At 63.2% G+C, this 23,990-nt stretch carries 22 protein-coding genes; 7 read left to right on the top strand and 15 right to left on the bottom strand.

Annotated features, from left to right (window positions below; translation table 11 throughout):
- The coding region (locus AC3AYF_RS00635; protein WP_487779290.1) for a hypothetical protein at positions 1 to 511 on the bottom strand (511 nt) is incomplete at its 3' end.
- Positions 512 to 1,017: 506 nt separating this feature from the next.
- Here AC3AYF_RS00635 and AC3AYF_RS00630 point away from each other — a divergent pair.
- The 6 genes from AC3AYF_RS00630 to AC3AYF_RS00605 all read left to right on the top strand — a co-directional run bounded on the left by AC3AYF_RS00630 (position 1,018) and on the right by AC3AYF_RS00605 (position 6,647).
- Positions 1,018 to 2,025, top strand: coding sequence for a LacI family DNA-binding transcriptional regulator (locus AC3AYF_RS00630; RefSeq protein ID WP_295035616.1), 1,008 nt, complete (start codon positions 1,018 to 1,020; stop codon positions 2,023 to 2,025).
- Positions 2,026 to 2,111: 86 nt separating this feature from the next.
- A complete protein-coding gene (locus tag AC3AYF_RS00625) occupies positions 2,112 to 3,131 on the top strand; it encodes an ABC transporter substrate-binding protein (RefSeq protein WP_295035614.1) in 1,020 nt (339 codons plus the stop codon).
- A 4-nt stretch (positions 3,132 to 3,135) separates the two neighbouring features.
- Entirely contained in the window at positions 3,136 to 3,957 is an 822-nt protein-coding gene (locus AC3AYF_RS00620) for an ABC transporter permease (protein WP_295035612.1), read from the top strand.
- Between the two features lie 21 nt (positions 3,958 to 3,978).
- Complete coding sequence (locus AC3AYF_RS00615) at positions 3,979 to 4,794, top strand: ABC transporter permease (protein ID WP_295035607.1); 816 nt, start codon at positions 3,979 to 3,981, stop codon at positions 4,792 to 4,794.
- Positions 4,795 to 4,824: 30 nt separating this feature from the next.
- Positions 4,825 to 5,808, top strand: a complete 984-nt coding sequence (locus AC3AYF_RS00610; protein ID WP_295035605.1) for an ABC transporter ATP-binding protein — start codon at positions 4,825 to 4,827, stop codon at positions 5,806 to 5,808.
- Between the two features lie 23 nt (positions 5,809 to 5,831).
- Positions 5,832 to 6,647: a phosphodiesterase gene (locus AC3AYF_RS00605; protein WP_295035603.1), complete on the top strand. Its 816-nt coding sequence runs from the start codon at positions 5,832 to 5,834 to the stop codon at positions 6,645 to 6,647.
- A gap of 59 nt (positions 6,648 to 6,706) precedes the next feature.
- Here AC3AYF_RS00605 and AC3AYF_RS00600 read toward each other — a convergent pair whose 3' ends face one another.
- Genes AC3AYF_RS00600 through AC3AYF_RS00560 form a run of 9 tightly spaced genes read right to left on the bottom strand, consistent with a single transcriptional unit; the run spans position 6,707 to position 15,884 of the window.
- Entirely contained in the window at positions 6,707 to 7,714 is a 1,008-nt protein-coding gene (locus AC3AYF_RS00600; protein ID WP_295035601.1) for an Ldh family oxidoreductase, read from the bottom strand.
- Complete coding sequence (locus tag AC3AYF_RS00595; RefSeq protein WP_295035599.1) at positions 7,711 to 7,851, bottom strand: hypothetical protein; 141 nt, start codon at positions 7,849 to 7,851, stop codon at positions 7,711 to 7,713. Before AC3AYF_RS00595 ends, AC3AYF_RS00600 begins: the two co-directional genes overlap by 4 nt.
- 46 nt (positions 7,852 to 7,897) lie before the next feature.
- On the bottom strand, positions 7,898 to 8,077 hold the full coding sequence (locus AC3AYF_RS00590; RefSeq protein ID WP_365676811.1) for an aldo/keto reductase: 180 nt from the start codon (positions 8,075 to 8,077) through the stop codon (positions 7,898 to 7,900).
- A gap of 46 nt (positions 8,078 to 8,123) precedes the next feature.
- The gene (locus AC3AYF_RS00585; protein WP_295035598.1) at positions 8,124 to 9,920 is read right to left on the bottom strand and encodes an alkaline phosphatase family protein; all 1,797 of its coding nucleotides are present in this window, start codon (positions 9,918 to 9,920) and stop codon (positions 8,124 to 8,126) included.
- 21 nt (positions 9,921 to 9,941) lie between these two features.
- The gene (locus tag AC3AYF_RS00580; RefSeq protein ID WP_295035596.1) at positions 9,942 to 11,090 is read right to left on the bottom strand and encodes a mandelate racemase/muconate lactonizing enzyme family protein; all 1,149 of its coding nucleotides are present in this window, start codon (positions 11,088 to 11,090) and stop codon (positions 9,942 to 9,944) included.
- Positions 11,091 to 11,128: 38 nt separating this feature from the next.
- Complete coding sequence (locus tag AC3AYF_RS00575) at positions 11,129 to 12,892, bottom strand: solute:sodium symporter family transporter (protein ID WP_295035594.1); 1,764 nt, start codon at positions 12,890 to 12,892, stop codon at positions 11,129 to 11,131.
- Positions 12,889 to 14,436 (bottom strand): tripartite tricarboxylate transporter permease, encoded by a 1,548-nt coding sequence (locus AC3AYF_RS00570; protein ID WP_295035592.1) that lies wholly within the window; start codon positions 14,434 to 14,436, stop codon positions 12,889 to 12,891. The genes AC3AYF_RS00575 and AC3AYF_RS00570 overlap by 4 nt, the downstream gene beginning before the upstream one ends.
- A 16-nt stretch (positions 14,437 to 14,452) precedes the next feature.
- Positions 14,453 to 14,905, bottom strand: coding sequence for a tripartite tricarboxylate transporter TctB family protein (locus tag AC3AYF_RS00565; protein WP_295035591.1), 453 nt, complete (start codon positions 14,903 to 14,905; stop codon positions 14,453 to 14,455).
- A 49-nt stretch (positions 14,906 to 14,954) separates the two neighbouring features.
- On the bottom strand, positions 14,955 to 15,884 hold the full coding sequence (locus tag AC3AYF_RS00560; RefSeq protein ID WP_295035589.1) for a Bug family tripartite tricarboxylate transporter substrate binding protein: 930 nt from the start codon (positions 15,882 to 15,884) through the stop codon (positions 14,955 to 14,957).
- A gap of 482 nt (positions 15,885 to 16,366) precedes the next feature.
- Between AC3AYF_RS00560 and AC3AYF_RS00555 the strand changes: the two genes are divergently transcribed.
- A complete protein-coding gene (locus tag AC3AYF_RS00555) occupies positions 16,367 to 17,389 on the top strand; it encodes a LacI family DNA-binding transcriptional regulator (RefSeq protein WP_295035587.1) in 1,023 nt (340 codons plus the stop codon).
- Between the two features lie 318 nt (positions 17,390 to 17,707).
- On the opposite strand, the gene AC3AYF_RS00550 is transcribed toward AC3AYF_RS00555, so the two are convergent.
- The 5 genes from AC3AYF_RS00550 to AC3AYF_RS00530 all read right to left on the bottom strand — a co-directional run.
- Positions 17,708 to 18,757: a DUF6708 domain-containing protein gene (locus AC3AYF_RS00550; RefSeq protein WP_295035586.1), complete on the bottom strand. Its 1,050-nt coding sequence runs from the start codon at positions 18,755 to 18,757 to the stop codon at positions 17,708 to 17,710.
- A 228-nt stretch (positions 18,758 to 18,985) separates the two neighbouring features.
- Positions 18,986 to 20,038 (bottom strand): DUF6708 domain-containing protein, encoded by a 1,053-nt coding sequence (locus AC3AYF_RS00545; RefSeq protein ID WP_295035584.1) that lies wholly within the window; start codon positions 20,036 to 20,038, stop codon positions 18,986 to 18,988.
- 3 nt (positions 20,039 to 20,041) lie between these two features.
- Entirely contained in the window at positions 20,042 to 22,759 is a 2,718-nt protein-coding gene (locus AC3AYF_RS00540) for a T6SS effector BTH_I2691 family protein (protein WP_295035582.1), read from the bottom strand.
- Positions 22,756 to 23,559 carry a DUF4123 domain-containing protein gene (locus tag AC3AYF_RS00535; protein WP_295035580.1) on the bottom strand — a complete coding sequence of 268 codons (804 nt, stop codon included), beginning with the start codon at positions 23,557 to 23,559 and terminating at the stop codon, positions 22,756 to 22,758. Before AC3AYF_RS00535 ends, AC3AYF_RS00540 begins: the two co-directional genes overlap by 4 nt.
- A gap of 128 nt (positions 23,560 to 23,687) precedes the next feature.
- Positions 23,688 to 23,990: DUF2345 domain-containing protein (locus AC3AYF_RS00530; protein ID WP_487779289.1), on the bottom strand; the 303-nt coding region annotated here is incomplete at its 5' end.

The following is a 23,990-nucleotide window of genomic DNA, read 5'->3' as shown; positions in this document are numbered from 1 at the left end:
TCTGGTCGAGCCAACTCTTGTCATCCTTTGGGACATCAGCGCTAGACCATGCATACTCGTCATCGAGGCTTTCCGCATCGCCACCCTCCATTTTCGATTCGACCTGCTCGTAGAGCTCGGGAGTGATGTCTTTCTGCACCAGAAATTTGTCACCACTCTTGGTTCTGACCTCGAGCATGTCGAACCAGTAGGAGAGGACGACACCGCCGCCGCCAACATACTCGTCGCTGACGTATTCAATGTCATCTTGCGAGATAGGCGCGTCTATGGTCACTAGTGACGGTTTGCCATCCATGTAAGGGGCGTACTCATCGCCTTCCAGCTTATCGAGCATCTCCTGGCCTTTCTCGCTTCGCTCGGGAGTTGGTAGAGTCAGACCAATAGGGCCGTTGATGGGGACAGGGTCTTTTACGTGCCGAGAACTTCCCGTCAACAGTTGTTCGAATCCGCCGGAAGGAGCTTCACTCCAGGGATCCGAGCGACGCTCGCTGTCCCTTGATTCGATAGGCATTTGATTCACTCCTGATAATCATTGTCTGAATCATAAGCGCTGTCATCGGCACGGCTGTTTTGATAACGATTTTTCAAAAAACCCTACACACCAACAGGCACCTTTTTGTAAATCAGCTCACGGATGGCATCTCTGCCATAGAGGCACACGTCATGAAAGTCAGTCCAGAGACATGCAGTTTTTATGTCGACTTTCCTACTTTCATGTTACCTATCCACATCATCCCGCCAGCCAACGAGTATTGTCTTTTGGTTGTCGTCCTGTGTAATCGAGAAACAGGTAGTGTCTGATTGTTTTGGGATCACTCGAGCGCTCGATCATGAAATCTCTCGAGCGGGTCCGGAGCAGTTTGAAGGCCATCGTTAATTAACCTTCAAAAACAGACGGTTGATATCGAACTCGTCGAGCTGTCCGACGTCATCCAATTGACATCCCGGCGTCACGGCAGCGTCATGCATCAGCGCCAGACTGCAAACGTTTTCATCGTTGCAGGCGAAGTCGCTCTCATGCCGTCATCACGTCCCTCACTGGTCCAGATCGCCGAGCGGGTCGGGGTTTCCCCAGCCACGGTGTCGCGTGCCTTCAACCGGCCGGAGCTGCTCAGCGACGCCACTCGCGAGCGGATACTCGCTACCGCCAGGCAGCTCGGTTTCCGGCCCAGCAAAGTGGGCAGCAGCCTACGATCGGGCAGCACCCGGACGCTGGGGCTACTGCTGCCGACAATGTCCAACCCGGTTTTTGCCGCCTGCTTCGAAGGTGCCGAGGAGCGCGCATTGAAGGCAGGCTACAGCGTGATGCTGGCGACCACGGGGTACGACAGTCGACGCGAGCGGGCGGCCGCGCGCAGCCTGCTCGACCACCGCGTCGAGGGCATGATCCTGACCGTGGCCGACCCGGCATGCAGCGCCACGCTGGCCGAACTCACCGCCAGCGGCTTGCCGTTTGTGCTCGCCTACAACGAGAGCGATCGGCATCCGTTCGTCAGCGTCGACAATCGCGCCGCCGCCGGCGACATGGTCGAGCATCTGGTCGCCAGCGGTCACCGCCGGCTCGCCATGGTCAGTGGGCCGCTGGACGCCTCCGACCGGGCATCGACGCGTCTCGACGGCGTCCTGGAGCGCGCCGCCCGCCTGGGCCTGCCCGTACCGACTCATGTCTCGATGCCCCGGCACACCGCGGCGGACCGAGCTCGCCTGAGGAGCCTGCTCTCCTCGCCCAGGCCGCCCACCGCGCTGTTCTGCTCCAACGATCTGCTGGCCGCCTCTGTGATTGCGGAACTGGCGACCCTGGGTCTGCGCGTGCCGGACGACCTCTCCGTCTGCGGCTTCGACGGCATGGCCTTCGGCGCGCTGATGGTGCCGTCGCTGGCCAGCGTCCACCAGCCCAGCACCGAGATCGGCAGCCAGGCCTGCCATGAACTGCTCAATGCCCTCACCGGCGGAAGCAGTCGCTCCGTGCGCCTGCCCCATCGCCTGAGCGAAGGTGGCACCGTCGCCCGCCTGCCGGTCGATTAGCACCATTGCATGGTCATCCACGCCGCATCGTCACTTAGCTCGCATCGCCCACTCACTGCATCGCCAAACCAGAGGATCGGTTCATCATGTTGAAACAGACGCTTCGTACCGCCGTCACGGCATTGGGATTCACCGTCGCGGCCCTCGGTTCGCTATCGGCCCAGGCCGCCGACAACGCCATCTGCTACAACTGCCCGCCGGAGTGGGCCGACTGGGGCACCCAGTTGAAAGCGATAGAGACCGACACCGGCATCCACGTGCCGCAGGACAACAAGAACTCCGGCCAGTCGCTGGCCTCGATCACCGCCGAGAAGGACAACCCGGTCGCCGATGTCGTCTATTACGGCGTGACCTTCGGCATCCAGGCCGCCGAGCAGGGGCTGGTGCAGGGCTACAAGCCGGCTCACTGGGACGAGATACCCGACGGCCTGAAAGATCCCGACGGCAAGTGGTTCGCCATCCACTCCGGGACGCTGGGCTTCATGGTCAACGTCGACGCGCTGGGCGATACGCCGGTGCCGCAATCCTGGAACGACCTGCTCAAGCCGGAGTATCGCGGCCTGATCGGTTATCTCGACCCGTCTTCGGCTTTCGTGGGCTACGTCGGTGCGGTCGCGGTCAACGGCGCGCTGGGTGGCTCGCTGGACGACTTCACCCCGGCGATCGAGTGGTTCCAGAAGCTGCAGGAAAACGATCCCATCGTGCCCAAGCAGACCGCCTATGCCCGCGTGCTCTCCGGCGAGATTCCGATCCTGCTCGACTACGACTTCAACGCCTACCGGGCGCGCTACGACGACAAGGTCAACGTGCAGTTCGTGATCCCCCAGGAGGGCACCGTCACCGTGCCCTACGTGATGAGCCTGGTCGCCAACGACCCGCACCCGGAAGCGGGCAAGAAGGTGCTCGACTACGTGCTCTCCGACAAGGGCCAGGCGATCTGGGCCAATGCCTACCTGCGCCCGGTCCGCCCCGGCGCGGCCTCACCGGAAGCGCAGGCGAAGTTCTTGCCGGACAGCGACTACGCCCGCGCCGGAACCGTGGACTACGCCAGGATGGCGGCGGCGCAGCGCGCCTTCTCCCAGCGCTATGCCAACGAGGTGGATTGACGACATGGGCCGACGTCGAGCCTGGTTGGTGATCGCCGCCCCCGCCGTGGTGCTGTTCCTCGCCTTCTGGCTGCTGCCGATGGTCAAGCTGGCCGGGATCGGTGCCGCCACGCCACAGGGCATGGACGCTTCCGCCTACTGGCTGGTGGTGACCCAGCCCCGCTACTGGCAGAGCCTGATCAACACCGTGGCGCTGTCGCTGGGGGCAACGCTGGCCACCCTCGTCATCGCCCTGCCCGTCAGTCGTTTCCTGGCCCGCCACCCCGACTTTCCCGGGCGGCGGGTGCTGATGTCACTGCTGCTCTTTCCGCTCGCCTTCCCCGGCGTGGTGGTGGGTTTCCTGGTGATTCTCGCCACCGGCCGCCAGGGCGTGCTCAACACGCTCTCGAAGGCGCTTTCCGGTGAACCGGTGGTACTGGCCTACGGCATGGCAGGGCTTTTCATCGGCTATCTCTACTTTCTGCTGCCGCGCACCATCGGCGTGCTGATGGCGGCGGTGGAGGGGATCGACAAGCACTGGCTGGAAGCGGCGCAGACGCTGGGTGCTAGCCCTTGGCGACGCTTCGTCGATATCGAGCTGCCGGCACTGACCGGCGCGCTGACCGCGGCCGGGGCGATGTGCTTCGCCACCGCCATGGGCGCCTTCGGCACCGTGTTCACCCTCGGCACCAGGATCGACGTGCTGCCGATCACCATCTACGACGAGTTCACCAACTACGCCAATCTCCCGGTCGCCGCAGCGCTCTCGGTGGTGCTGGGGCTGGCCACCTGGGCGGTGCTCTACCTCGCCAACAGCCTGGCCGCCCGCACGGCAAGGGGAAACTGAGATGACCGCAGGAGTTCCCGCATGAGGCATTCCCGCTGCGACACCCGGCTCGGCCTGGCCGCCACACTCGCCGTCGCCGCCTTCCTGATCGGCCCGGTGCTGCTGTCGATCACTGCCGGCGTGACCAGGAACTATTTCGTCGGCCTTTCCAGTGGACTGACCCTGGACTGGATCGCCCAGGTCTGGGATCTCTACGCCGACACGATCTGGCGCTCCTACGGCGTGGCACTGGCCACGCTCGCGATCACCACCACCATTGGCGTGCCCGCCGCCTGGGTGCTGACGCTGTTCCCCGGGCGGCTCTCCCGCCTGCTGGAGGAGCTGCTGACGCTACCCGTCGCCGTGCCGGGGCTCGCCACCGCCCTGGCGCTGATCGTCTCCTGGGGTAGCGTCGGCTGGCTGCGTAGTAGCGTTCTATTCATCGTCATCGGCCATGTGCTGTTCACGCTGCCGTTCATGGTGCGCGCCGTGCGCGCCGGCATGCAGGGGGCCGACCTGGTGGTGCTGGACGAAGCTGCCGCGACCCTCGGCGCCAGTCGCCGTCGCCGCTTCTTCGACATCATCGTGCCCGCCGCCAGAAGCGGCATCGTCACCGGCGCGCTGACCGTGGTGACGCTCTCCATCGGCGAGTTCAACCTGACCTGGCTACTGCATACGCCGCTGACCAAGACGCTGCCGGTGGGGCTGGCCGACAGCTACGCCTCGATGCGTCTCGAGGTGGCCTCCGCCTACACCCTCGTCTTCCTGCTGATGCTGCTGCCGCTGATGGTCGGGCTGCAGTGGATCGCTGCCCGCTCGACGCGCCACGGCGGCCTCGGCCTTGGCGCATCGACATGACCCCATCACGCACATGAGCGACTCATCGACATGACACAACCGTTGACCATCAGGCTCGACAACTGCGCCAAGACCTGGCCCGACGGCAGCCGCGCCCTGGCGCCGCTGAACCTGTCGATCCACGCCGGCGAGACGCTGGCGCTGCTGGGCCCCTCGGGCTGCGGCAAGACCACCCTGCTGCGCATGATCTGCGGACTGGAGCGCGCCGACGAGGGTGGCCGGATTCACTTCGGCGACGACGACGTCACTCAGGTGGCGCCTGAAGCGCGCGGCGTGGGGGTGGTATTCCAGGGCTATGCGCTGTTTCCCAACATGAATGTGGCGCAGAACGTCGGCTACGGTCTGAAGATTCGTGGCGTGGACGCCGCCAGCCGGCGCCGACGCGTGGCGGAGATGCTCGAACTGGTCGAGCTGGAAGCGCTGGCGGAGCGGCGCATCGATCAGCTCTCCGGGGGGCAGCGTCAGCGCGTGGCCCTGGCCCGGGCGATCGCCATCGAGCCCCGCGTGCTGCTGCTCGACGAACCGTTGACCGCGCTCGATGCCCGCCTGCGCCAGCAGCTGCGGGTGGATCTCGCCAAGCTGCTCAAGACCCTCGGCATCACCTGCGTCATCGTCACCCACGATCAGGAGGAGGCGATGATGCTGGGCGACCGGGTGGCAGTGATGTCCGCCGGGCGACTGGAGCAGCTCGGCGCGCCGGAGACGCTCTACCGCGCCCCCGCCTCCCCGTTCGTGGCCGACTTTCTCGGCACCCTGTGTCGGCTGGAGGGCGGCGAGGTGACATCCCGCCACGGCGTCGAATCGCTGACCTTCCGACCGCACGAGGTCGAGCTCGCGGCCCCGGGCCAGGGGCTGCCCGCCCGAATCCAGGCGCGCTTCTTCCTCGGCAGTCATATCCGCTTCGAACTGGCGCTGGCCGACGGTCAGCGCTTCACCGCCCTGGCCGCCCCCGACGCCGTCTGGCAGCCGGACGATGCCGTCTCCGTCATCATCGAGCAGGCCCGCGTGGCCTGAATCCGGACAACCAGGAACCCTGCATGCTGATCGCACAACTCACCGACCTGCATATTCGCCGGCCCGGCCAGAAGGCCTACCGGGTGGTCGAAACCGATCGCTATCTCCCCCCGGCGGTGGCGACGCTCAACGCGCTCGCTCCCCGGCCCGACGTGGTCCTGATCACCGGCGATGCCACCGATTTCGGCCGCCCGGAAGAGTACGCCACGCTGGCCGAACGACTCGCGCCGCTGGAGATCCCCTGGTATCTGATCCCCGGCAACCACGACGATCGCCAGGCGATGCGCGACGCCTTTCCCGCCCACGACTATCTCGGCGACGGCCCGTTCATCCAGTACGCCATCGAACGCTTCCCGCTGAGGCTGCTGGCGCTGGATACCCTGGTGCCGGGCGAGAGCCGCGGCGAACTCTGCGCCGCGCGGCTCGACTGGCTCGCCACGCGGCTGGCCGAACAGCCCGAACGCCCGACCCTGATCTTCATGCACCACCCGCCATTCGCCACCGGCATCGCGCACATGGACGCCATCGGCCTGGCCGGCGCCAGCGAGATGGCCGCGATCGTGCGCGACTACCCCAACGTGGAGCGCATTCTCTGCGGGCACGTGCACCGCACGATCTTCCAGCGCTTCGCCGGCACCATCGCCAGCTGCTGCCCCAGCACCGCCCACCAGGTCGCCCTCGACCTGCGCGAGAACGGCCCCTCCGCCTTCGTCATGGAGCCGCCGGGGTACCAGCTCCATCTCTGGCGCGCCAATGAACTGATCACCCACCACGGCGTGATCGGCGACCATGCCGGGCCCTATCCGTTTCACGAGGAAGGCGGCCTGATCGACGAGTGAGGCACACGTGGCGCAGACGTTCTCACCTCGAGGAGAGCCCGCCCTCGCCCAGGCCGTGATCAGGGCGGGGCCGTGGCGTAGCGCTGCAGCGAGTCGATCAGCGTTTCCGGCAGCAGGATGCCCTCCAGCTCGCCCTGGCGTCTCAAGTCGTAGCGTCGCTGCCCCGGGAGCCGCACGCCCTCTTGCGAGAGCATCGCCGAGAACAGCCGCTCCGCCCGAGGCAGATAGCCGGCGCCGAAGCGAGCGGGATCGATCGCCAGCAGCAGATGCGCCACATTGGGCGGCTCTCCCTCCGCGTCGAAGAACGACGTCGCCTCGAAGCCGAAGTGGCCACCCGTGAGCCCGGCCGTGAGCAGCTCGATCATCAGCGCCAGCGAAGCGCCCTTGGCGTCGCCCATGGGCACCATGCTGCCGGCGAGGGCCGCATCGGGATCGGTGGTGTCGCGCCCTTCGCTATCGATGGCCCAGCCGGCAGGTATCGTGTCGCCGGCCTTCTTGGCCAACATCACCTTGCCCCGCGCCACCTTGGACAGCGACAGATCGATCACCAGCGGTTCGGCCGAGGCTCGCGGGGACGCGAAGGCGATCGGGTTGGTGCCGAACAGCGGCACCTTTCCTCCCCAGGGCGCCATGGCGGAGGGCGCGTTGCTGAACGCCATCGCCAGCAGGCCGGACCGGGCCAGCGACTCCACCGGATGACCGGCCACCCCGAAGTGATGAGAGCGCCGGATCGCGATAGCGGCGACCCCCAGCGCCTTCGCCACCGGCACGACGCGGTCGACCCCCGCCGCGATGGCCGGAAACGCCAGCCCATGCCCGGCGTCGACGTGAACCACGCTGCCGCTGACCTGGACTTCGGGGACGGCGCCGCCGGCGACCTTGCCGCTCAGGATCTGATCGAGATAGAACGGCAGTCGAGCCAGGCCATGGGAGGAGAGACCGTCGCATTCGGCGGCGACCAGCGCACGGCTGGTGACTCCGGCCTCGCGGGCGCCCACGCCCGCCGCCTGCATGGCCTGCGTTGCCAGCTCGCGGGCCTGGGGGATCGACACTCGCCGGTGGCTCATGCGTTCTCCTCCAGCACCCGGCTCACGTTGCGGGCGGTATTGATACGTGCGGTGTTGATCAGCACGCTGCCCTCGCGCATGGAGGCGATCGTCTCGGCGGCGGCGTCCATGAACTCGCCGATCACCACGTCAACCATGTCATGACTCCCTCTGTCGGTAACAATCGTCGTAGGGCTGCCAAGGTTATCGGCGTGCCCAGCGTGAAACAGCATGACCGCCAAATAGCGTCACCTCCAGGGCCGCGATATTCGCCTGCAGCTGTGTCGGACGACTCGCACCGAGCAACAGCGACTCCGTCCTCGTATTACCGATGAGCCAAGCGAGCGCGACTTGCGCCATGCTCACGTCGATTGCTGCGGCCACTACGCGCGCTCATCGACTTTCTCAAGGTTTGATGTACCGACCGATCCTATCGCAGCTCCGACTCCACCAATCCCTCCAGCACCTTCCCCTCCAGCGAATCGGTGGAGAGTCCCAGCAGTCGGGCGAACGTCGCCCCGGCGCTGTCCATGCGCTGGATGCCGCGGGCGGTGTCGAACGCCAGTTCGACGCCGGGCCGAATGCCGGTGCCGTGGAAGAAAGCCACGCCGTGGTTGGAGGCGAACCCGGTGCTGGCAGTGGGCACCTGCGGGCCGTGGTTGGCGCCGGGAGTGACGAGTTCGGCGACGGTATCGCCGCGCTGGTTGGTGCCCCAGACGAAGCCGGGGGCGTAGGCGAAGAGCACGTCGCCCATGCGCTCGCCCCAGTAGCCCAGCGGGCTGGCGTCCTGTTTCTTGAGCGCCAGCGCGACCACGTTACGCTCGCCGGTGTCGGTATCGACATACCAAGTGGTCAGCGCCTTGAGGATCCGCGTCTGTACCCGCTCGATCTCGGCTGCCGGCACGAGGTCGCGATTGACGAAGATCTCCAGCCCGCCGCGCTCGTGCTTGAGCAACGCCTGGCTCGCGGCGACGTCGGGCTTGCCCTCGCCGTCGATCGTGCACAGGTCGAATTCGGCCAACCGCCTGTGGATATCACAGAGGTGGGAGTTGGGCACGTCGCCATGGTCGGAGGCGAGCACCAGCGTGGTGTCGTCGTCGCAGCCGGCCAGGGCCCGGCCCACGGCGGCGTCGAGAATGCGGTACGAGCGCCGGATCACCTCTAGATAACGTTCGTGATCGCTGGCCGTGTAGAACTTGGATTCGGGGTCGCACTGGGCGAGGCAGGTATGATGGGTCTCGTCGTTGAGCCGGAAGACCGTGGCGAAGAGCGAAAAGCCCTCGTCATTGAGCAGGGTCAAAGCGCTGTCGACCAGCCATTCGAGCTGGTAGCGCCCCTCCTCGAAGCTGGTCTCGAAGTAGCGGGTGTCCGGGTCGGCGGAGACCGCCCACTTGGAGATGAACGGGCCGTGGCGCTCGATCAGCCGGCGCGCCAGGCCCGGCCTGCCGCTGCTGCCCTCCGGCGCGGTGATCTGGGACTGCAGCAGGTCGATCCTGCCGCTGGCGACGTCGAGATCGAGCAGCTTGAAGCGCACCGCCGCCGGCTTGCCCTCAATGGCGTGCTCGTCCGTCAGTGGCAGCCAGTCGCTCCATTCGTCGACGCGCAGGCTCGCTTCCGCTTTCGCGATCTCGAGACGCAGACGCTCACCTTCGAGGCGCAACGTTACCGGTACCGGCTCGCCACGATGGGCGGGAATCAGCGCGACGAAACCGTCATCCGTGCGCTCGATGGCGAAGCGATTGTGCTTCTGGTGGTGAGCCAGCGTGCCGGTGGGCGGCCAGCCCAGCGCTTCGGTCGACGGTGTCGATGTCCACCGGTCGAGATGGGTGCTGTGCAGGCACGCCGGCGCCAGCTCCATCGGCGCGGGGCCGCTGCCGCTCCAGAACGGCGCGAAGCAGAGATCGCGCTCGCCCGCGGGCACCAGACTCTCGGGAAAATGGACAAGCGCCGCCCGCTGGCCGGCGTCGCGCATCAGCTCCAGCAGATGCCCGGTGCCGCTGGGTGGGAGGCGCTGGCCGACCCAACTGGTGCCGGGCGCCTGGCCGGTCAGGAACGTCACGAAGTTGGTGTCGCCCCAGGTCGAGATATAGGGCAGCAGCCGCGTCGAGCCGCCTTCGTCGCGCAGGCGCTGGATGTTCGGCAGCACGCCCTCGGCGCAGAAGCGCTCGACCAGCTCGGGGATCAGACCATCGACGCCCAGCAGCAGGATTTTACGTTTCTGACTCATGAGATCTCCTGTGGGCGCCAGTTACTGGACGGTGTACTGGTCGATGATGGATCGATCGATCTCGATGCCCAGGCCCGGCTTGTCGAGCACTTCGACACAGCCGTTGGCGTTGAGCTGGAATTCGCCGCCAATCAGCTCCTGACGGAACGGATGCGCCGATTGGTCGTACTCGAGCATGGGTTCGTCGGGGGTGAGCGAGAGCGGCTGCGGCGGCAAGGTGGCGATCAGTTGGACGGCGGCGGCCAAGCCCACGCCGGTGCCCCAGACGTGCGGGATCATCGGTACGTGAAAGGCCTGGGCCAGCGCGGCGATCTTGCGGCACTCGGTGAGCCCGCCAGCGGCGCCGATATCCGGCTGAATCACGTCCAGCGCGCCTTCGCTGATCCAGTCGCGGTAGCCGATCTTGGAGTACTCGTTCTCGCCGGCGGCGATCCAGGTACGCGAGACGCCCTTGAGTTCGCGATAGCCGTGACGGTTCTCCGGGCTCAGCGGCTCCTCGAACAGATGCACCCGCGTCTCTTCGAGCTCCATCAGGATGCGCCGCGCCGCCGGCACGCTGTAGGCGCAGTTGGCGTCCATCATCAGCGCGATCTCATCGCCCACCGCGTCGCGCACCGCACGCATGTCGCGGATGTCCGCCTCGATGCCGAAGCCGGTCTTGATCTTCATCGCCCGGTAGCCGTTGCCCTGATGGCGCAGCGCCTCCTCGACCACTTCCTCGGGATAGTTGCCGCCCTCGCGGCGATAGAAACCGGTGGCGTAGGGGCGGATCTCGTGGCGAAAAGCGCCACCCATCAAGCGGTGGATCGGCTGGCCCAGCGCCTTGCCGGCCAGATCCCACAGCGCGGTGTCGATAGCGGCGATGCCGAACAGCGCCACGCCCTTCTGACCGTAGGGGCGAGTGTGGTTGTACATCGTCTCCCACAGCACCTCGCGCTCGAACACCGAACGCCCGATCACCAGCGGCTTGAGCGCATGTTCGACCATCGCCTGGGCGACCTGCGGCGGCTGCAGGCCGTGGTTGACGCACTCGCCCCAGCCGATCAGGCCATCCTCGGTGTGAATTTCCACCAGCATCGCCGTGCGCTGATGCACCCAACCCTGGGAGAACGAGAACGGCTGTTCCAGCGGCGCTGCCAATACGTGGGTCTTGAGATCAGTGATCTTCATGGAGAGTGACTCCGCAACGAAAAGAGAGTGGGAAGAACTTACGTGCTGAACCGGGCCGTCTGCGCGGACTTGCCGCGCAGGCGAGAAGCCATCAGGCGGTAGAGGCCGTAAAGCACCAGCAGAGTGGCCCCGCTGACGCCCAGGACGATGACGAAAGAGCCGGAGGGCGAAGTCACGCCCAGCGGTGACAGCGCCGCGTAGACCAGCACGAACAGCGCCACCAGCAACCAGCTGGCGTGCCGGGCGTAGCGCCATGGCGTGGTATCGACTTCCCGCGTGTCCGGGATCTCGACCGGCTCGGGCAGCGGCTTCAGCACGCGCACCAGCGTCATCACGCCGAGCATCAGCAGGAAGTTGATCCCCACCAGCAGCAGCCAGTGGACCTGGACGAAGCCGAGATCGTCACCCAGCACGAAGTGCGTCAGATAGAAGAACGCCATGCCGAAGACGAGGCCGACGTAACCCGCCAGCGCTGGCGCTCGCTTGGAGATCACGCCGAACAGAATCACCGTGAAGATCGGTACGTTGATCACCGCCATGATGGTGCGCATCAGGGTGTAGAGGCTGTCGGCGTTGGCGATATAGGGCGCGATCACGATGCAGATCGCGATGGTGGCAGTGGCGAACAGCTGCCCCACGCGGACGGTCTCGCGGCCGGTGGCGTTCGGTTTGATCAGCGACTTGTAGATATCCAGGCTGATCAGCGTCGAGAGACTGTTCACGCCGCTGTTGAAGGAGCTGAGAATCGCCCCGAACATCGCCGCGCAGAAGAAGCCGGTCAGCCACGGCGGCAGGATCGTGCGCACCAGCACCGGATAGGCGACATCGGCGTTGAGCGCCTCGCCCCCCGGCTTGGTGGGGATCTCCAGCATGCCCTGCTGGTGGAGATGCCAGGCGATGATGCCCGGCAGCACCAGCATCAACACCCCGGCCATCTTGAGGAATCCGGCGACCAGCACGCCCTTCTGGCTCTCGGCCAGCGAACGCGCGCCCAGCGCCCGCTGCACGATCGCCTGGTTGGTGCACCAGTAGAACAGATTGATCAGCAGCACCCCGGAGATCATGCCGTACCAGGGGATGTTGGCGTCCGCCGAGGTGCCGATGGCATTGAGCCGCTCCGGTGCCTGGGTCGTCATCACCTGCCAGCCGCCGAACAGATCGCCGCCGCCCAGCGTATAGAGCCCCAGGAGCGGTACCAGCAGCCCGGCGATCAGCAGGCCGATGCCGTTGATGGTGTCCGAGACCGCCACCGCCTTGAGCCCGCCGAAGACCGCATAGATTCCCCCGACCACGCCGATGGCGATGACCATCACCCAGGTGGTGGCGGTCTGGCCGATGCCGAACAGCGTGCCGATATCGAACAGTTGACCGAGGGTGATCGCGCCGGCGTAGAGCACGAACGGCAGGAAGCCGATGACGATGGCGTAGATGAAGATGAACGAGGCGACGATTCGCATCCGCCGGCCGTAACGGTGCTCGAGAAACTGCGGTACGGTGCCGATGCCGGAGCGCAGATAGCACGGCAGGAAGACGAAGGCCAGCACGATCAGGGTCAGCGCCGCCACGGTCTCCCACGCCATCACGTTGGCGCCGTTGCTGAAGGCGTTGGCGTTGAGCCCGGTCAACTGCTCCGCCGAGATGTTGGTCAGAAACAGCGAGCCAGCGATCACGATCCAGCTCAGGCTGCGCCCGGCCAGGAAATAGCCCGATATCTGACTGAGATCGTCGCGCCGCGTCTTCCACCAGGAGATGACGGCGACCAGGGCCGTGAAGCCAAGAAACGAGACGAGCGTCAGCGTCATGGCCGCCCCTCCTGTGTCGTGGCGCTCCTTGCCGCGGATTCCGCCGGCTGGCGACGGGCAGCGATTTTTGCCCGCCAGTCGAGTATGCCCGCCGCCACTGTCCAGACCAGGAACAGGCCGATCAGCACGAACAGCGTGGTGGCGATACCGCTATGGGTGAAAAACGATAGGAAATCGCCCCGCGAGATCAACAACCCCCGGCGCAGCGAACTCTCCAGCGCCGGCCCCAGCACCATGCCGATGACCAGCGGCGCCAGCGGATAGCCGCCGCGGCGCAGCACATAGGCGAGAATGCCGGTCAGCGCCGCGACCACCAGATCCAGCGGATTGCCGCGCACCGACACCGCACCGATGAAGCTGAACATCACGATGCCGCCCATGACGAAGCCCAGCGGCAGCTTGAACAGGTAGCGAAACAGGCCGATGGAGGGCTTGCTGAGAATCAGCATGGCAACGTTGACGATGATCAGCACCACGAACAGCGCGTAGACCGTCTGCGCCTGGTCCGCCATCAGCCGTACACCCGGCGTGATGCCATGGATCACCATCGCGCCCATCATCATCGCCGTGACCACGTCGCCGGGAATGCCCAGCGCCAGGGTGGGAATGAAGGCGCTGCCGGTCACCGCGTTGTTGGAAGACTCCGAGGCGATGATGCCGTCCGGCTCGCCCTTGCCCAGATTGGCCCGCCGCGGCGACAGCTTCTGGGCCGCGGCATAGCTGATGAAGGCCGCCGCGGCCGCGCCGGTCCCCGGCAATGCGCCAACGAAGCTGCCGATGAACGAACCCCGCACCAGTTCGATCAGGCGTCGGCCGATCTCCCGCAAACTGGGGAAGCGCAGCCGCGCCTCCGGAATGGTGGTGGCCTCCTCGTCACGGGCCGAGAAACGCACGAAGATTTCCGATAGCGCGAACGCCCCTACCACCACCGGAATCAGGTCCAGCCCCGAACTCAGCGCATAGGTGCCGAAGGTGAAACGGTCGGCGCCGGTGATCGGATCGCTGCCGACCGTCGAGAAGAAGAAACCCATCATCCCGCACACCAGGCCCTTGAGCAGGCTGCCACGAGAGATCCCGACGATGCAGAGCATCGCCAGACAGACCAGCGCGAAGACCTCGATCGAACCGAAGTTGACGGCGAACTTGGCCAGTTGCGGGGCGCAGAAGATCAACAGCACGCAGGAGAGCACGCCGCCGAAGAACGAGGCGAAGGTCGCCCAGCCCAGCGCTTCGTCGACCCGGCCCTGCTGGGTCATCGGGTAGCCGTCGAAGGTGGTCGCCGCCGACTGCGGCGTGCCGGGCGTGTTGATCAGGATCGCGGTGATCGAGCCACCATAGACCGAACCGCAGTAGACGCCGATCAGCAGCGCCATGCTGGTGATGACATCCATGCCGAAGGTGAACGGCAGGAAGATCGTCAAGCCCACCACCGAGCCCAGCCCGGGCAGCCCGCCGATGATGATGCCCGCCCAGGTGCCGATCACGATGGCGAGCAGCGCCTGCCAGGTGAAGGCGTCGCCGACCGCCGCCAGAATCACGTCCATCTCAGATTCCCCTCCATCAAACCAGACCACTCGTCAACAGCGCCGGCAACCGGATCATCAGCACGTGATGGAACAGGAACCACAGCCCGCCGCCGATCACGATCGTCCCCAGCACCAACGGCAACGGCCGCCGGATTCGAAACAGCCATAGCGTCAACGCCACCAGCGGCAGCGCCGGGATCAGGAAGCCGAGGCTCGCCGTGGCCACCGCGGCGACCAGCACCGCCGCCATCAGCAGCGGCAGCGGCGAGCGCGCCACCCGCGGCGACGCCTTGGGTTGCCTCGGCGCTTGGCGGATCAGCTCGCCGACCAGGATCGCCAGCGCCATCACACACCAGATCGTGAGCACGATACGCGGCACCAGCATGGCGCTCTCGGGCCCCTGCCAGGCGGTGATCGAGAGGCCTGCGCCGGCCACCAGCAGCGCCAGCGCGGTCAATACCCGAGGGTGGATCAAGGAAGCGAACATGAACCGCGGCTCCTGGGAGATCGAGAAAACAAGAGAGTGAAAGAACGGATTACGGCGCCAGGCCCGCGTCCTCGAGCACCTGCTTGTTGGTTTCGAAACGCTTCTGGACGAACGCCTTGAAGTCATCCGGCCCGAGATAGGCGATCCCCGCCTTGGCCTTGTCGGCGAAGCTCTTGAACTTGTCCGATTCGACCGTCGCCTTGCACGCCTCGGCATACTGCTGGGCACGCTCGTCGGAGATCCCCTTGGGCGCGACGACGCCCTGCCAGACCGCGAAATCCAGCGCAGGCAGGCCAAGCTCCTCCACCGTCGGCACGTCGTCATAGCCCTCGATGCGGTGATCGGCGAACACCGCCAGCGGGCGCAGGTCGTAGTTCTCGAGGATGGTTTCGGTATCGGCCATGATCTGGATTTCGTTGCCGGCCAGCGCGTTCATCGCCGGACCCGAACCGCTGTAGGGCACGTGTTCCGCCTTGAGATCACTGTTGACCACGGTCGCCGCCATGGCGAGATGCGGCAGCGTCCCCGGGCCGGAGGAGCCGTAGAGGAACGGCTGATCCTGGGACTCCTCGACCAGTTGCTTGAACGAGGTGATGTCGGAGGACTTCGAGACCATCAGGAACATCGGATTGGACACGGTGCGGCAGATGTAGGTGAAGCTGTCCGGGCCGTAGGGCAACTTCTTCAGCGAGGGCTGGATCGACAGCGCCCCGGCAGGCTCGTAGCCGATGATGTTGGGATTGCCCTCGCTGTTGGCGACTTCCGCCGTGCCCACCGTGGCACTGGCACCGGCGACATTGCGCACCACCGACGTGACGCCCAGCTGTTGCGAAAAGGTCGGCTCGAAGCTGCGGGCGACGATATCGGTCGCACCACCTGCCGCGAACGGCACGATGATCTCCAGGTTGTCGGCAGCCACGGCCGCGTGGGTGGTGCCGATCAGGGCCAGGGTGGCCAGGGAATAGCGTAGTGACTTCATGGTTGGCTCCATTTCGTAGCGCTGCGAAAAAAAGCAAAACCAGCGCTGCCGTCAGATATTTGGCCTCTTTCGAGCCCGTTCAGGAGAATTCTTCCTCGACATGGCCTAAAATCGTAGCGCTACGAATAGACACGAACAACGCGTCGTTATCGTCCATTCGTCGTAGACCCCGCCCCAGGTCGCGGTCCGAGCGCGGCGCTTCTCCCCTCACGAAGCGCCGCGCCAGACCCGTTACACTAGGCGCTGTCTGAAAAGTCGACGAGCGAAGGCTAGACAAGGCAAAAATCGATGAAAGAGCGGAGTTTACGCGGTGTAAATGAGCATCTTGACCGGGCTGGCGCACCAGCCGATTTTTAACGCCGTATGGGCGAGCGCAGGCAGTTTTCCGACAGTGCCTAGCGCGCGGGACCCAAAGGGGAACGAAAAAAACTTCATCTGCTTATCCGACCCGAGCGCGGGGTCGGGAACGAGGTAACGGAATCTTGGCCAAACGACGACGACGCGGTTCGCAGCGCGTCACCATGGGAGAAGTCGCCAGACTGGCAAACGTGTCGCCGAGCACGGTGTCACTCTATCTGCGTCGTCCGGACGAGGTCTCCCCTGGGCGCGCCGAGAAGATCCAGGCGGCCATCGACCGGCTGGGCTATCTGCCCAACACCATGGCCGGCGGGCTGGCGTCGTCGCGCTCCAACGTGATCGGCGTGCTGGTGCCCACCATCACCAACTCGTTCTTCTCGGAGACGCTGGAAACCCTCGAGCGCCATCTGCGAAGCGCCGGTTATCAACTGCTGATCGGCAACACCGAATTCGACGATGCGCGGGAGGAGGAGCTGATTCGCTCGATTCTGAGCTGGAACCCCGCTGGCCTAGTGCTGACCGGCTTCCTGCACACCCGCAAGTCGCTATCGGTGCTGGCCAACAACGATACGCCCATCGTCGAGATGTGGGACTACGGCCAGCCGGGGCTGGACATGGTGGTGGGATTCTCTCACCACGCCTGCGGCCGCCTGGTGGCCGAGCACATGCTGCGGCAGGGGCGCCGCCGAATGGCATTCGTCAGCACCAACTTCCAGCGCGACGTGCGTGCGCGGGATCGCTACCACGGCTTTCGGGACACGGTGGAGGCCGCCGGCGGGACGGTCGAGCTGCGGGAGCTGAGCGGACGCAGCCACGCCGAGGAGACCGGACGGCTGACTCAAGCGCTGATGCAGGATCATCCGGAGATCGAGGCCATTGCCTGTTCCAACGACATGGTGGCGCTCGGCGTACTGTGCGAATGCCAGCGACAGGCGTGGGACGTTCCCGGCCGCATCGCCCTCGCCGGCTTCGGCAACCTGGACTTCACCACCAGCACCGTGCCCCCGCTCACCACCATCGAACCGCCACGCCGGGAGATCGGCCAGCACACCGCCCGGCTGCTGCTGGCCAGTCTCGCCAGCGAACTCCCGGAGGCGGAGAAGCGACTGGATCTGGGGGTGAGGCTGGTGGAACGGGAGAGCGTTTGAGGACATCGATAGCGCTCAAGATACGACTCGCGCAAGAGGTGGAATGACGCCATCGAAGACCCGTGCGTGGCACTCGAGGAGCAGGCCATGGCGGTGCCAGTTGGGGGACGGCTCGTCGTTATAGACCCGGCCGGTGAACGCAGCTTCGTTGCGATAGACCGTCCACGAATAACCAGCAATCATTCTTCCCAGGATAAGATAGCGGGGATCTTGCCCCGCCCGTTGAAGTTGCCATCACTGGCCGCCATACCGCTCTGCCTAGGCCCTGCAAGCCGCAACCAATCAATGAGTGATTCTGCTAGCAGAGAAGTCTGGCCACTAGCGCCATAAACCGGAGACGATCCAACCAAGAGCACCAACGAAAGCCCCCACGCCAATCACAGTACACAGCAGGGGCCAGTAAAGCTCCCACCAGCCCAGCGGGCCATTATCGCGCCAGGTCAGTCGGTAAGGGTCGTCCGGCTCCTCTGGGTTGGCTCGTTCCACCTCTTCCGGCCATTGCGGTATTTTGCTGGTGTTCATTGCCAGCATGCGGCCCACGGCGTTCAAACCTAGCGGGATGCATAGCAGAAGCATTGTCCATGGGTAATGCAGCCCCGGCGCAAAAGTCCGAAAAACACTCCATCGCCAGCCTTCTCTCCGCCCATCGACCGGCATTAACAGGCTTTTCTTCAACTCCTGATGCGTGCGCTCTACGCCATCTTCGGCTTCCATATAGGGTTGTAAAAACGCCCAGAACTTATTCATGGACTCCGGCTTTCCTGGGAAAGTATATCCAAGGGAAAACGACTCGCGAACGGTCTCCCCATCGTCGTCGAGCACATGGGCACGTAGATCGTAGGTCGTTCCCACCAGCGGGCTTTTCGACTGCCCTAATGTCAGAAAAAGAGAGTCCCATGGCACGGTCAATACCGTGCCATTCTGGCGAAAGAAATGAACTTTCCGAGTGTTCCTATTCAAGCGAATGGGGTAATGGGTATACCCTAAACACTCAGCTTTAAAAGCGTACCACGCCCCGAACCATGCAAACAAAAAGAACATCAAGGAGAGCAACGCAAAAAGCATTTTTGCTACCAACCCCGCAATCATAGGATCGTCTAGTGGAAAAATAATCGCATACAGCAATGCACCAGACACCACTAACGAGCCACATCCCAGCATCACTGAAAGCCATGCCCAGAACCCGCGAACTGGATACCATCGATCGACAAGATCGATATAATTGCTATTGAGCTTTATCACCGACAGAAAATCCATTGGCTGAGCATGCTTAGCGTCCTTCTGCTGATAACATGCTAGACGCTCGGCATCTGTCAGCAGTCGATTAGTGTGGAATTTTCCTCTACTCCCAAAGCCTGAGTAATCCATAGAGACACTCTCTCCCACCAATCTTAAAAAGCATCAAATCTGGCAGTGCAAGATCTACTATCTCAGCCACGTCAGATAAGCCGTCTTAACACGCAGAAAATGATCCCCTAACACTCTCTAGACAGATCAAAACTGTAGGACATTCAGTCATCCGCCCGAGGCAAAACACACCTCGGGCTATATCGTTACATTCTCTAGATCGAACTGGCGAGGGCAGTACCTGCCCGTTTAGCGCCATAAACCGGAGACGATCCAGCCAAGAGCACCGACGAAAGCCCCCACGCCAATCACAGTACACAGCAGGGGCCAGTAAAGCTCCCACCAGCCCAGCGGGCCATTATCGCGCCAGGTCAGTCGGTAAGGGTCGTCCGGCTCCTCTGGGTTGGCTCGTTCCACCTCTTCCGGCCATTGCGGTATTTTGCTGGTGCGCATTGCCAACATACGGCCTAGTGCATTCAGTCCAAGGAAGGGCGAAAACAGAAGCTGAAGGTAAGGCCAGTGGGCTCCCAGCATAAAGCTACGGGCAATGCTCCAGCGCCAGCCTTCCCTGCGATTATCGACCGGCACCAAATATCCCGTATTTTCCTTGAGGTGGTGCCAGGTTCTCTCCACACCATCTTCCGCTTCCATATAGGGTTGCAGAAAGGCCCAAAATTTATCAATCGACTGCGCATTACCTAGTGGGGAAGGATAACCAAGCGAAAAAGACTCGCGAACCGTTTCGCCATCATCGTCGAGCACATGAGCACGCAGGTCATAAGTCGTTCCAGCCAAAGGGCTTTTCGATTCACCCAATGTCAGAAACAATGACTCCCATGGCGCTGTCAACACCGTACCATTTTGGCGAAAAAAATAGACTTGACGGCTTTTGCGATTCAGGCGCATGGGATAGTGAGTATAGCGACCACACTCGGTGCGAATTAGCCACCAGCCTCCCCAAACCAGCCCCAATGAAATAGGCAGCAATACAATTATCATAAACCATAGCGCTGATCTCTCATTAGTGGCAGGAGCCCCAAAAAAAGCCGTTATAATCAAGATGGCAAAAAAGAGCCCCCCCAAAACCACACACGCTCCAAACCACGTATTGAAGCCTTTGATCGGGTACCAACGATCCACCAAATCCATGTAGTTATTATTGAACTTTATCGTCGATAAAAAATCCATTGACGACGCATTAATTGAGTCGTCCTGTTTATACCTTGCTGCGCGCTCGGCCTCAGATAGCGGGCGGTCGACAGGAAAGCGAATATTACGGTAGTCCAATCCAGCGTAATCCATTTCTCACCCTTCCATGTCTTTTAGGGCCAGTTCCAGTTCGCTTAGTTCCCGCTTCGGGTCATGATAGCGCTCGCCTTTTTCGAATTTTCCGAAGTAACAGCGCTCCATCCAATCCTGGATCTTGTTGTCCTTGAATATCTCGATCAAAACAGCAATAGCTATAACCAAAACCAGCAGAACAACCCCCACGGCGGTTGCAGCTGCGCCGAAAATTAGTGCACCCAGTTTCGTAAAGGCCACCATAGCAACAAAGCTCGTTATCCCTGAGGTTAAAAACAATGCCCCAACCCAGCCATTCCCTTCCTGAATTTCCTGCCACCCACGAATGCCATCCCAGACAGCCATCAAAACACCAGCCCCGACACCTAGCCCCCGGCCAGCGAATCTTATAAAGCGTCCGACATAGCGCTCGATGGCTTGTCCCAATCGACTACCGGCTTTCGTGGCACTCTCAGACCATTTACCGACCGTTTCCGCGACTGTGCCTACCAGCCCAGCCGTAGCCGTCCAGAAGCGCCGCCAGTTCTCGCCTCGCTCGTGGGCCATGCTGCTATCCAGATCATCGGACAGTTTGAACAGCGCCATAACCTGCAGAATACCCGCGACCACACCGAGCCCAGCTTCGGTGGGCAATAATTGACGCCACCTGAGCTGCGTCATCGCGCGCCGATCTGCCTGGGTCAGGATTGCCGATTCCGCCAGTTGCCTTGCGCCACCTTGAGCGTTCAGGCCGGGGAAATCTTCGATGACTTTGGGATTGGCCAGGATCAAGTAGCGAAATCTTCCGGTCCCTTCGACCGGCACACCATAAATGCGTGCCTTGCGCATCTGGATGTCGATGGCACGATTCAGGTCTTCCAGATTGCCGATCTCGGGGTTGATGGCCGCCATTCTAGAGACCAGTTCCGCAATCGCGGCTTTCTTGCTCATCGTCACGTCAGCCAGGATGACAGGCGAACGTGCAATGACGCCCATACCGACCAGCGCAGGGCCGACGACACCATCGACCGCCTTGGCCGCTACCTTAGCGAAAGGCCCGCCCAAAGCGGCCGTCAGCCGGACTACGGCGTTCTGGCTACCGTCCTGAAGTGACTGCAGTGCGTTTTCATAGCCACCGATCAAGCCATCCCATGGTAGACCGCGCAGGGAGTCAGGCTGTAAGCCGCCGCTGACGTGCCCTTCCCATCGCTCCAGTATGATCCTCTGATTGTAACCGAGCGCCCGCAGCGCCAGGTTACGGTGGTCAAGGTTCGATGCGGAGAGCCAGCGATAATACAGCTCCGCGCAGGGCGAGTACTCCTGCGTGTCTTGAATACAGATCAACATGGCATCCACGAATGCGGCGCCAGATTCGATATCCTGGTCGTCATGCACCGCCTTCATCTGATGATAGAGTGGATCGCTCTGCATCCAACTGACATGAGCACGCGCCAGGGGCGCAATGCGATTCTTGTCGAAGTCACGCATCTCACTCTGCCATGCCGCTTCCCAGGACTGAAGCCGAGACATATCCAGCTTGGCGGTATAATCGCTCCAGGCATCCTTTTTGGCGGCGACCAGTTGTGCTGGTGTGGGGTTGCGCCAACGCTCCAGCATCTCCTCCTGCCGCTCCTGAAAGCCATCGATCAGCAGGCCAGCCAACGCCCGGCCACCAGCGCCGGGGCCACCGTAGACCGTCTGATAAGCGTCACGCTCGGTACGGTAGATCTGGCGATTTTCAGCATCCTCGCCAATGCTTTGGCGGATGTTATTGATGGCAGAGGAGACCGCCAGAGGGCGGGCCTGTTCAGGGTCGGCCATCTTCTCCTTCAACCTTACGCCCATCAGGCTGGCGAGATCTGCCGAAATCCCCACCGGGTCTTCCAGCGCGACCAGCATGGGTGTCATATCCAGCGGTTCGGCCTGCTCGTCTGCCCACCGCTTGAGTCCCTCGACCTGCTCTTTCATGCCATGGAACGGAAATGGGCTGAACTCGAAAGCGTGTCCGTCCTGACGTTCCCAGGTTCCCGAAGCGCCGGGCCGCCATGTGCCGGAAGCACCATGCTGATCCGGCGGCGTCCAGATACGCCCGGCCTCAGCGACGATGTCCCCCAATTTTTCCAGCGACTCTGCGTAGGGCGCGCTACCACCACGCCATGCCCCGAGCGAGACCCGACGCATGTTGTCACGTCGCTGGTTCGCGTTCGTCGCGTGCTCTTTCCACACCCGCTTGGTCCAGGCCCCGTCGGAAAAGGAGAGATAGACGTTATCGGCCTTGTCGGCACCGGGAATCATCACGCAGCGCCCGGGATAGGCGTGCGAGGGGTTGGCGGCGCAGGCGAACTCCTGCTCGTCGGCAGGCGGCTGCAAGCGGCCATCGATGGGCTGCGGACTATCGGGATCGATCGCCACCACTTCGTCGTGAGAGACGTCGACGTACTCGATCAGATAGCCCTTGTCGGTGACGACATGGCCGATCCAGCGGCCACGCGTCTCGTTGAACACGTAGAGAAACCCCGCGCGCAGCAGCCTGAGCGTATAGCGTTGCCCTTCAGGTAATGGCGTTGCCGTGAGGCTCTCATCGAGCAAAGCGCCACTAATCTCGGGGCCAGGAGGATGCCCGGCCTGATCTCCCCCATCCGTTCGCGTGACGGCATATCGCAGCGGCAGAATCGGCAACCCGCTGCGCTGGCACACGCGACAATTGGCGATCGACTGTACGTCCTCGGATGCTCCACTCATGTGATGGTCTCCAGTTCCCGTGCCATGGCGAGTAACGACTGGGCTGAGAGGTCTTCACAGCGGCGCACGTAGCTGCCCTGTGTCTCGACCGTCTGATCGAGGCGCCGTCGCATCTCGGGGTGATCGTGAATGTGTGGGTGAAAACGAGCGGCTTGCTCGGCGTAGAGTTGGCGGCCCTCGGCGTCGGCCAAGCCGAGCTGCTGTGCCTTGACCAGCAGACCGTCCAAATCCCTGTAGTCGTCGAACGAGGCCACGGCTTCCGGCTTCAGCATGGCCAGCCGGTCGATGACGGCGTTGAGAGAGGCCATGCGGTCGATACACGACGACTGTGAGGCAGACAGCAAAGGCGCCCGAGTCGAAAGATCGGATGCTTCATGGCGCTCGAGCGCATGCCACTGGCCGTACTGATTCGGCCAACGCCAGCAGGTGATGGGACCCAGCAGGCGATCCATGCTCGCGGTCTCGAGCAGCCAGCACAAGTGACGAAAAACTCGCGGATCGTAGCAACGTAGCCACCAGCGTCTCCGGCTTCCCGGACGTGGCTGTTCGAGAGTGAAACGGAAGTGCCTGATCACCTCTTCGGTGTCCGCTTCACTTTGCAGCAAGGCAGACAGGAAGACGCTACCGCGCTTGGCGTACTGCTCGATCCGCTTGGCCAGATGCTCACGCTGTGTCAGCGAGAGTGACTCCAAACAGACCAACTGAGGTAGCAGCGGATCACGTACCTTGACGCTCGGCGTTTTCAACGTGTGGCTATCCAGGTCGTCGCGATCGCTGGACGCAACGTGTAGCGGATTCAATAGTGCATATCGATGTCTATCCGGCTGTAGCCAGTTGGGGTCGAACGGCCTGGCCGCGCCAACCCTAGAGGCCGGGCTATCCTGCTTTGGGGACGTTTTCTGACGCTCCATGATCTCGGCCTCTCCGGCTATAGCGCGCTGGCACCCGCAGAAGCCGAATCGTCTCCGGCAAACTGGGTCTCACAGGCGCCCTCCGGCAACTCGGGCATGGCGGCATCCATGCTCGCCGGCCCGCCAAAGCTGTGCTGGGCCCCCTTGATATCGATCTTGCCGGGGCCGTGGACGTCGATATTACCGCCTTCGATGCGGATATAGCCGCCACCGCTGTTCAGCAGGATGCCGTTGGCGGCGTTGATCTCGACCCGCCCTTCGGTGGAGGTGATCTTGACGTCCTTCTGCGCGGTCAACTCCATCGCATCGCTCTGGGCCTG

The organism is Salinicola sp. (assembly GCF_982684285.1).
The sequence above is the reverse complement of the archived record's forward strand: the minus strand, read 5'-3'. Positions and strand labels throughout refer to the sequence as shown.

Bases quoted from the DNA above. Each gene is read 5' to 3' on its own strand.
- AC3AYF_RS00630 (WP_295035616.1), top strand. From the start codon at position 1,018: ATGCCGTCATCACGTCCCTCACTGGTCCAGATCGCCGAGCGGGTCGGG.
- AC3AYF_RS00625 (WP_295035614.1), top strand. From the start codon at position 2,112: ATGTTGAAACAGACGCTTCGTACCGCCGTCACGGCATTGGGATTCACC.
- AC3AYF_RS00620 (WP_295035612.1), top strand. From the start codon at position 3,136: ATGGGCCGACGTCGAGCCTGGTTGGTGATCGCCGCCCCCGCCGTGGTG.
- AC3AYF_RS00615 (WP_295035607.1), top strand. From the start codon at position 3,979: ATGAGGCATTCCCGCTGCGACACCCGGCTCGGCCTGGCCGCCACACTC.
- AC3AYF_RS00610 (WP_295035605.1), top strand. From the start codon at position 4,825: ATGACACAACCGTTGACCATCAGGCTCGACAACTGCGCCAAGACCTGG.
- AC3AYF_RS00605 (WP_295035603.1), top strand. From the start codon at position 5,832: ATGCTGATCGCACAACTCACCGACCTGCATATTCGCCGGCCCGGCCAG.
- AC3AYF_RS00600 (WP_295035601.1), bottom strand. From the start codon at position 7,714: ATGAGCCACCGGCGAGTGTCGATCCCCCAGGCCCGCGAGCTGGCAACG.
- AC3AYF_RS00595 (WP_295035599.1), bottom strand. From the start codon at position 7,851: ATGGTTGACGTGGTGATCGGCGAGTTCATGGACGCCGCCGCCGAGACG.
- AC3AYF_RS00585 (WP_295035598.1), bottom strand. From the start codon at position 9,920: ATGAGTCAGAAACGTAAAATCCTGCTGCTGGGCGTCGATGGTCTGATC.
- AC3AYF_RS00580 (WP_295035596.1), bottom strand. From the start codon at position 11,090: ATGAAGATCACTGATCTCAAGACCCACGTATTGGCAGCGCCGCTGGAA.
- AC3AYF_RS00575 (WP_295035594.1), bottom strand. From the start codon at position 12,892: ATGACGCTGACGCTCGTCTCGTTTCTTGGCTTCACGGCCCTGGTCGCC.
- AC3AYF_RS00570 (WP_295035592.1), bottom strand. From the start codon at position 14,436: ATGGACGTGATTCTGGCGGCGGTCGGCGACGCCTTCACCTGGCAGGCG.
- AC3AYF_RS00565 (WP_295035591.1), bottom strand. From the start codon at position 14,905: ATGTTCGCTTCCTTGATCCACCCTCGGGTATTGACCGCGCTGGCGCTG.
- AC3AYF_RS00560 (WP_295035589.1), bottom strand. From the start codon at position 15,884: ATGAAGTCACTACGCTATTCCCTGGCCACCCTGGCCCTGATCGGCACC.
- AC3AYF_RS00550 (WP_295035586.1), bottom strand. From the start codon at position 18,757: ATGGATTACTCAGGCTTTGGGAGTAGAGGAAAATTCCACACTAATCGA.
- AC3AYF_RS00545 (WP_295035584.1), bottom strand. From the start codon at position 20,038: ATGGATTACGCTGGATTGGACTACCGTAATATTCGCTTTCCTGTCGAC.
- AC3AYF_RS00540 (WP_295035582.1), bottom strand. From the start codon at position 22,759: ATGAGTGGAGCATCCGAGGACGTACAGTCGATCGCCAATTGTCGCGTG.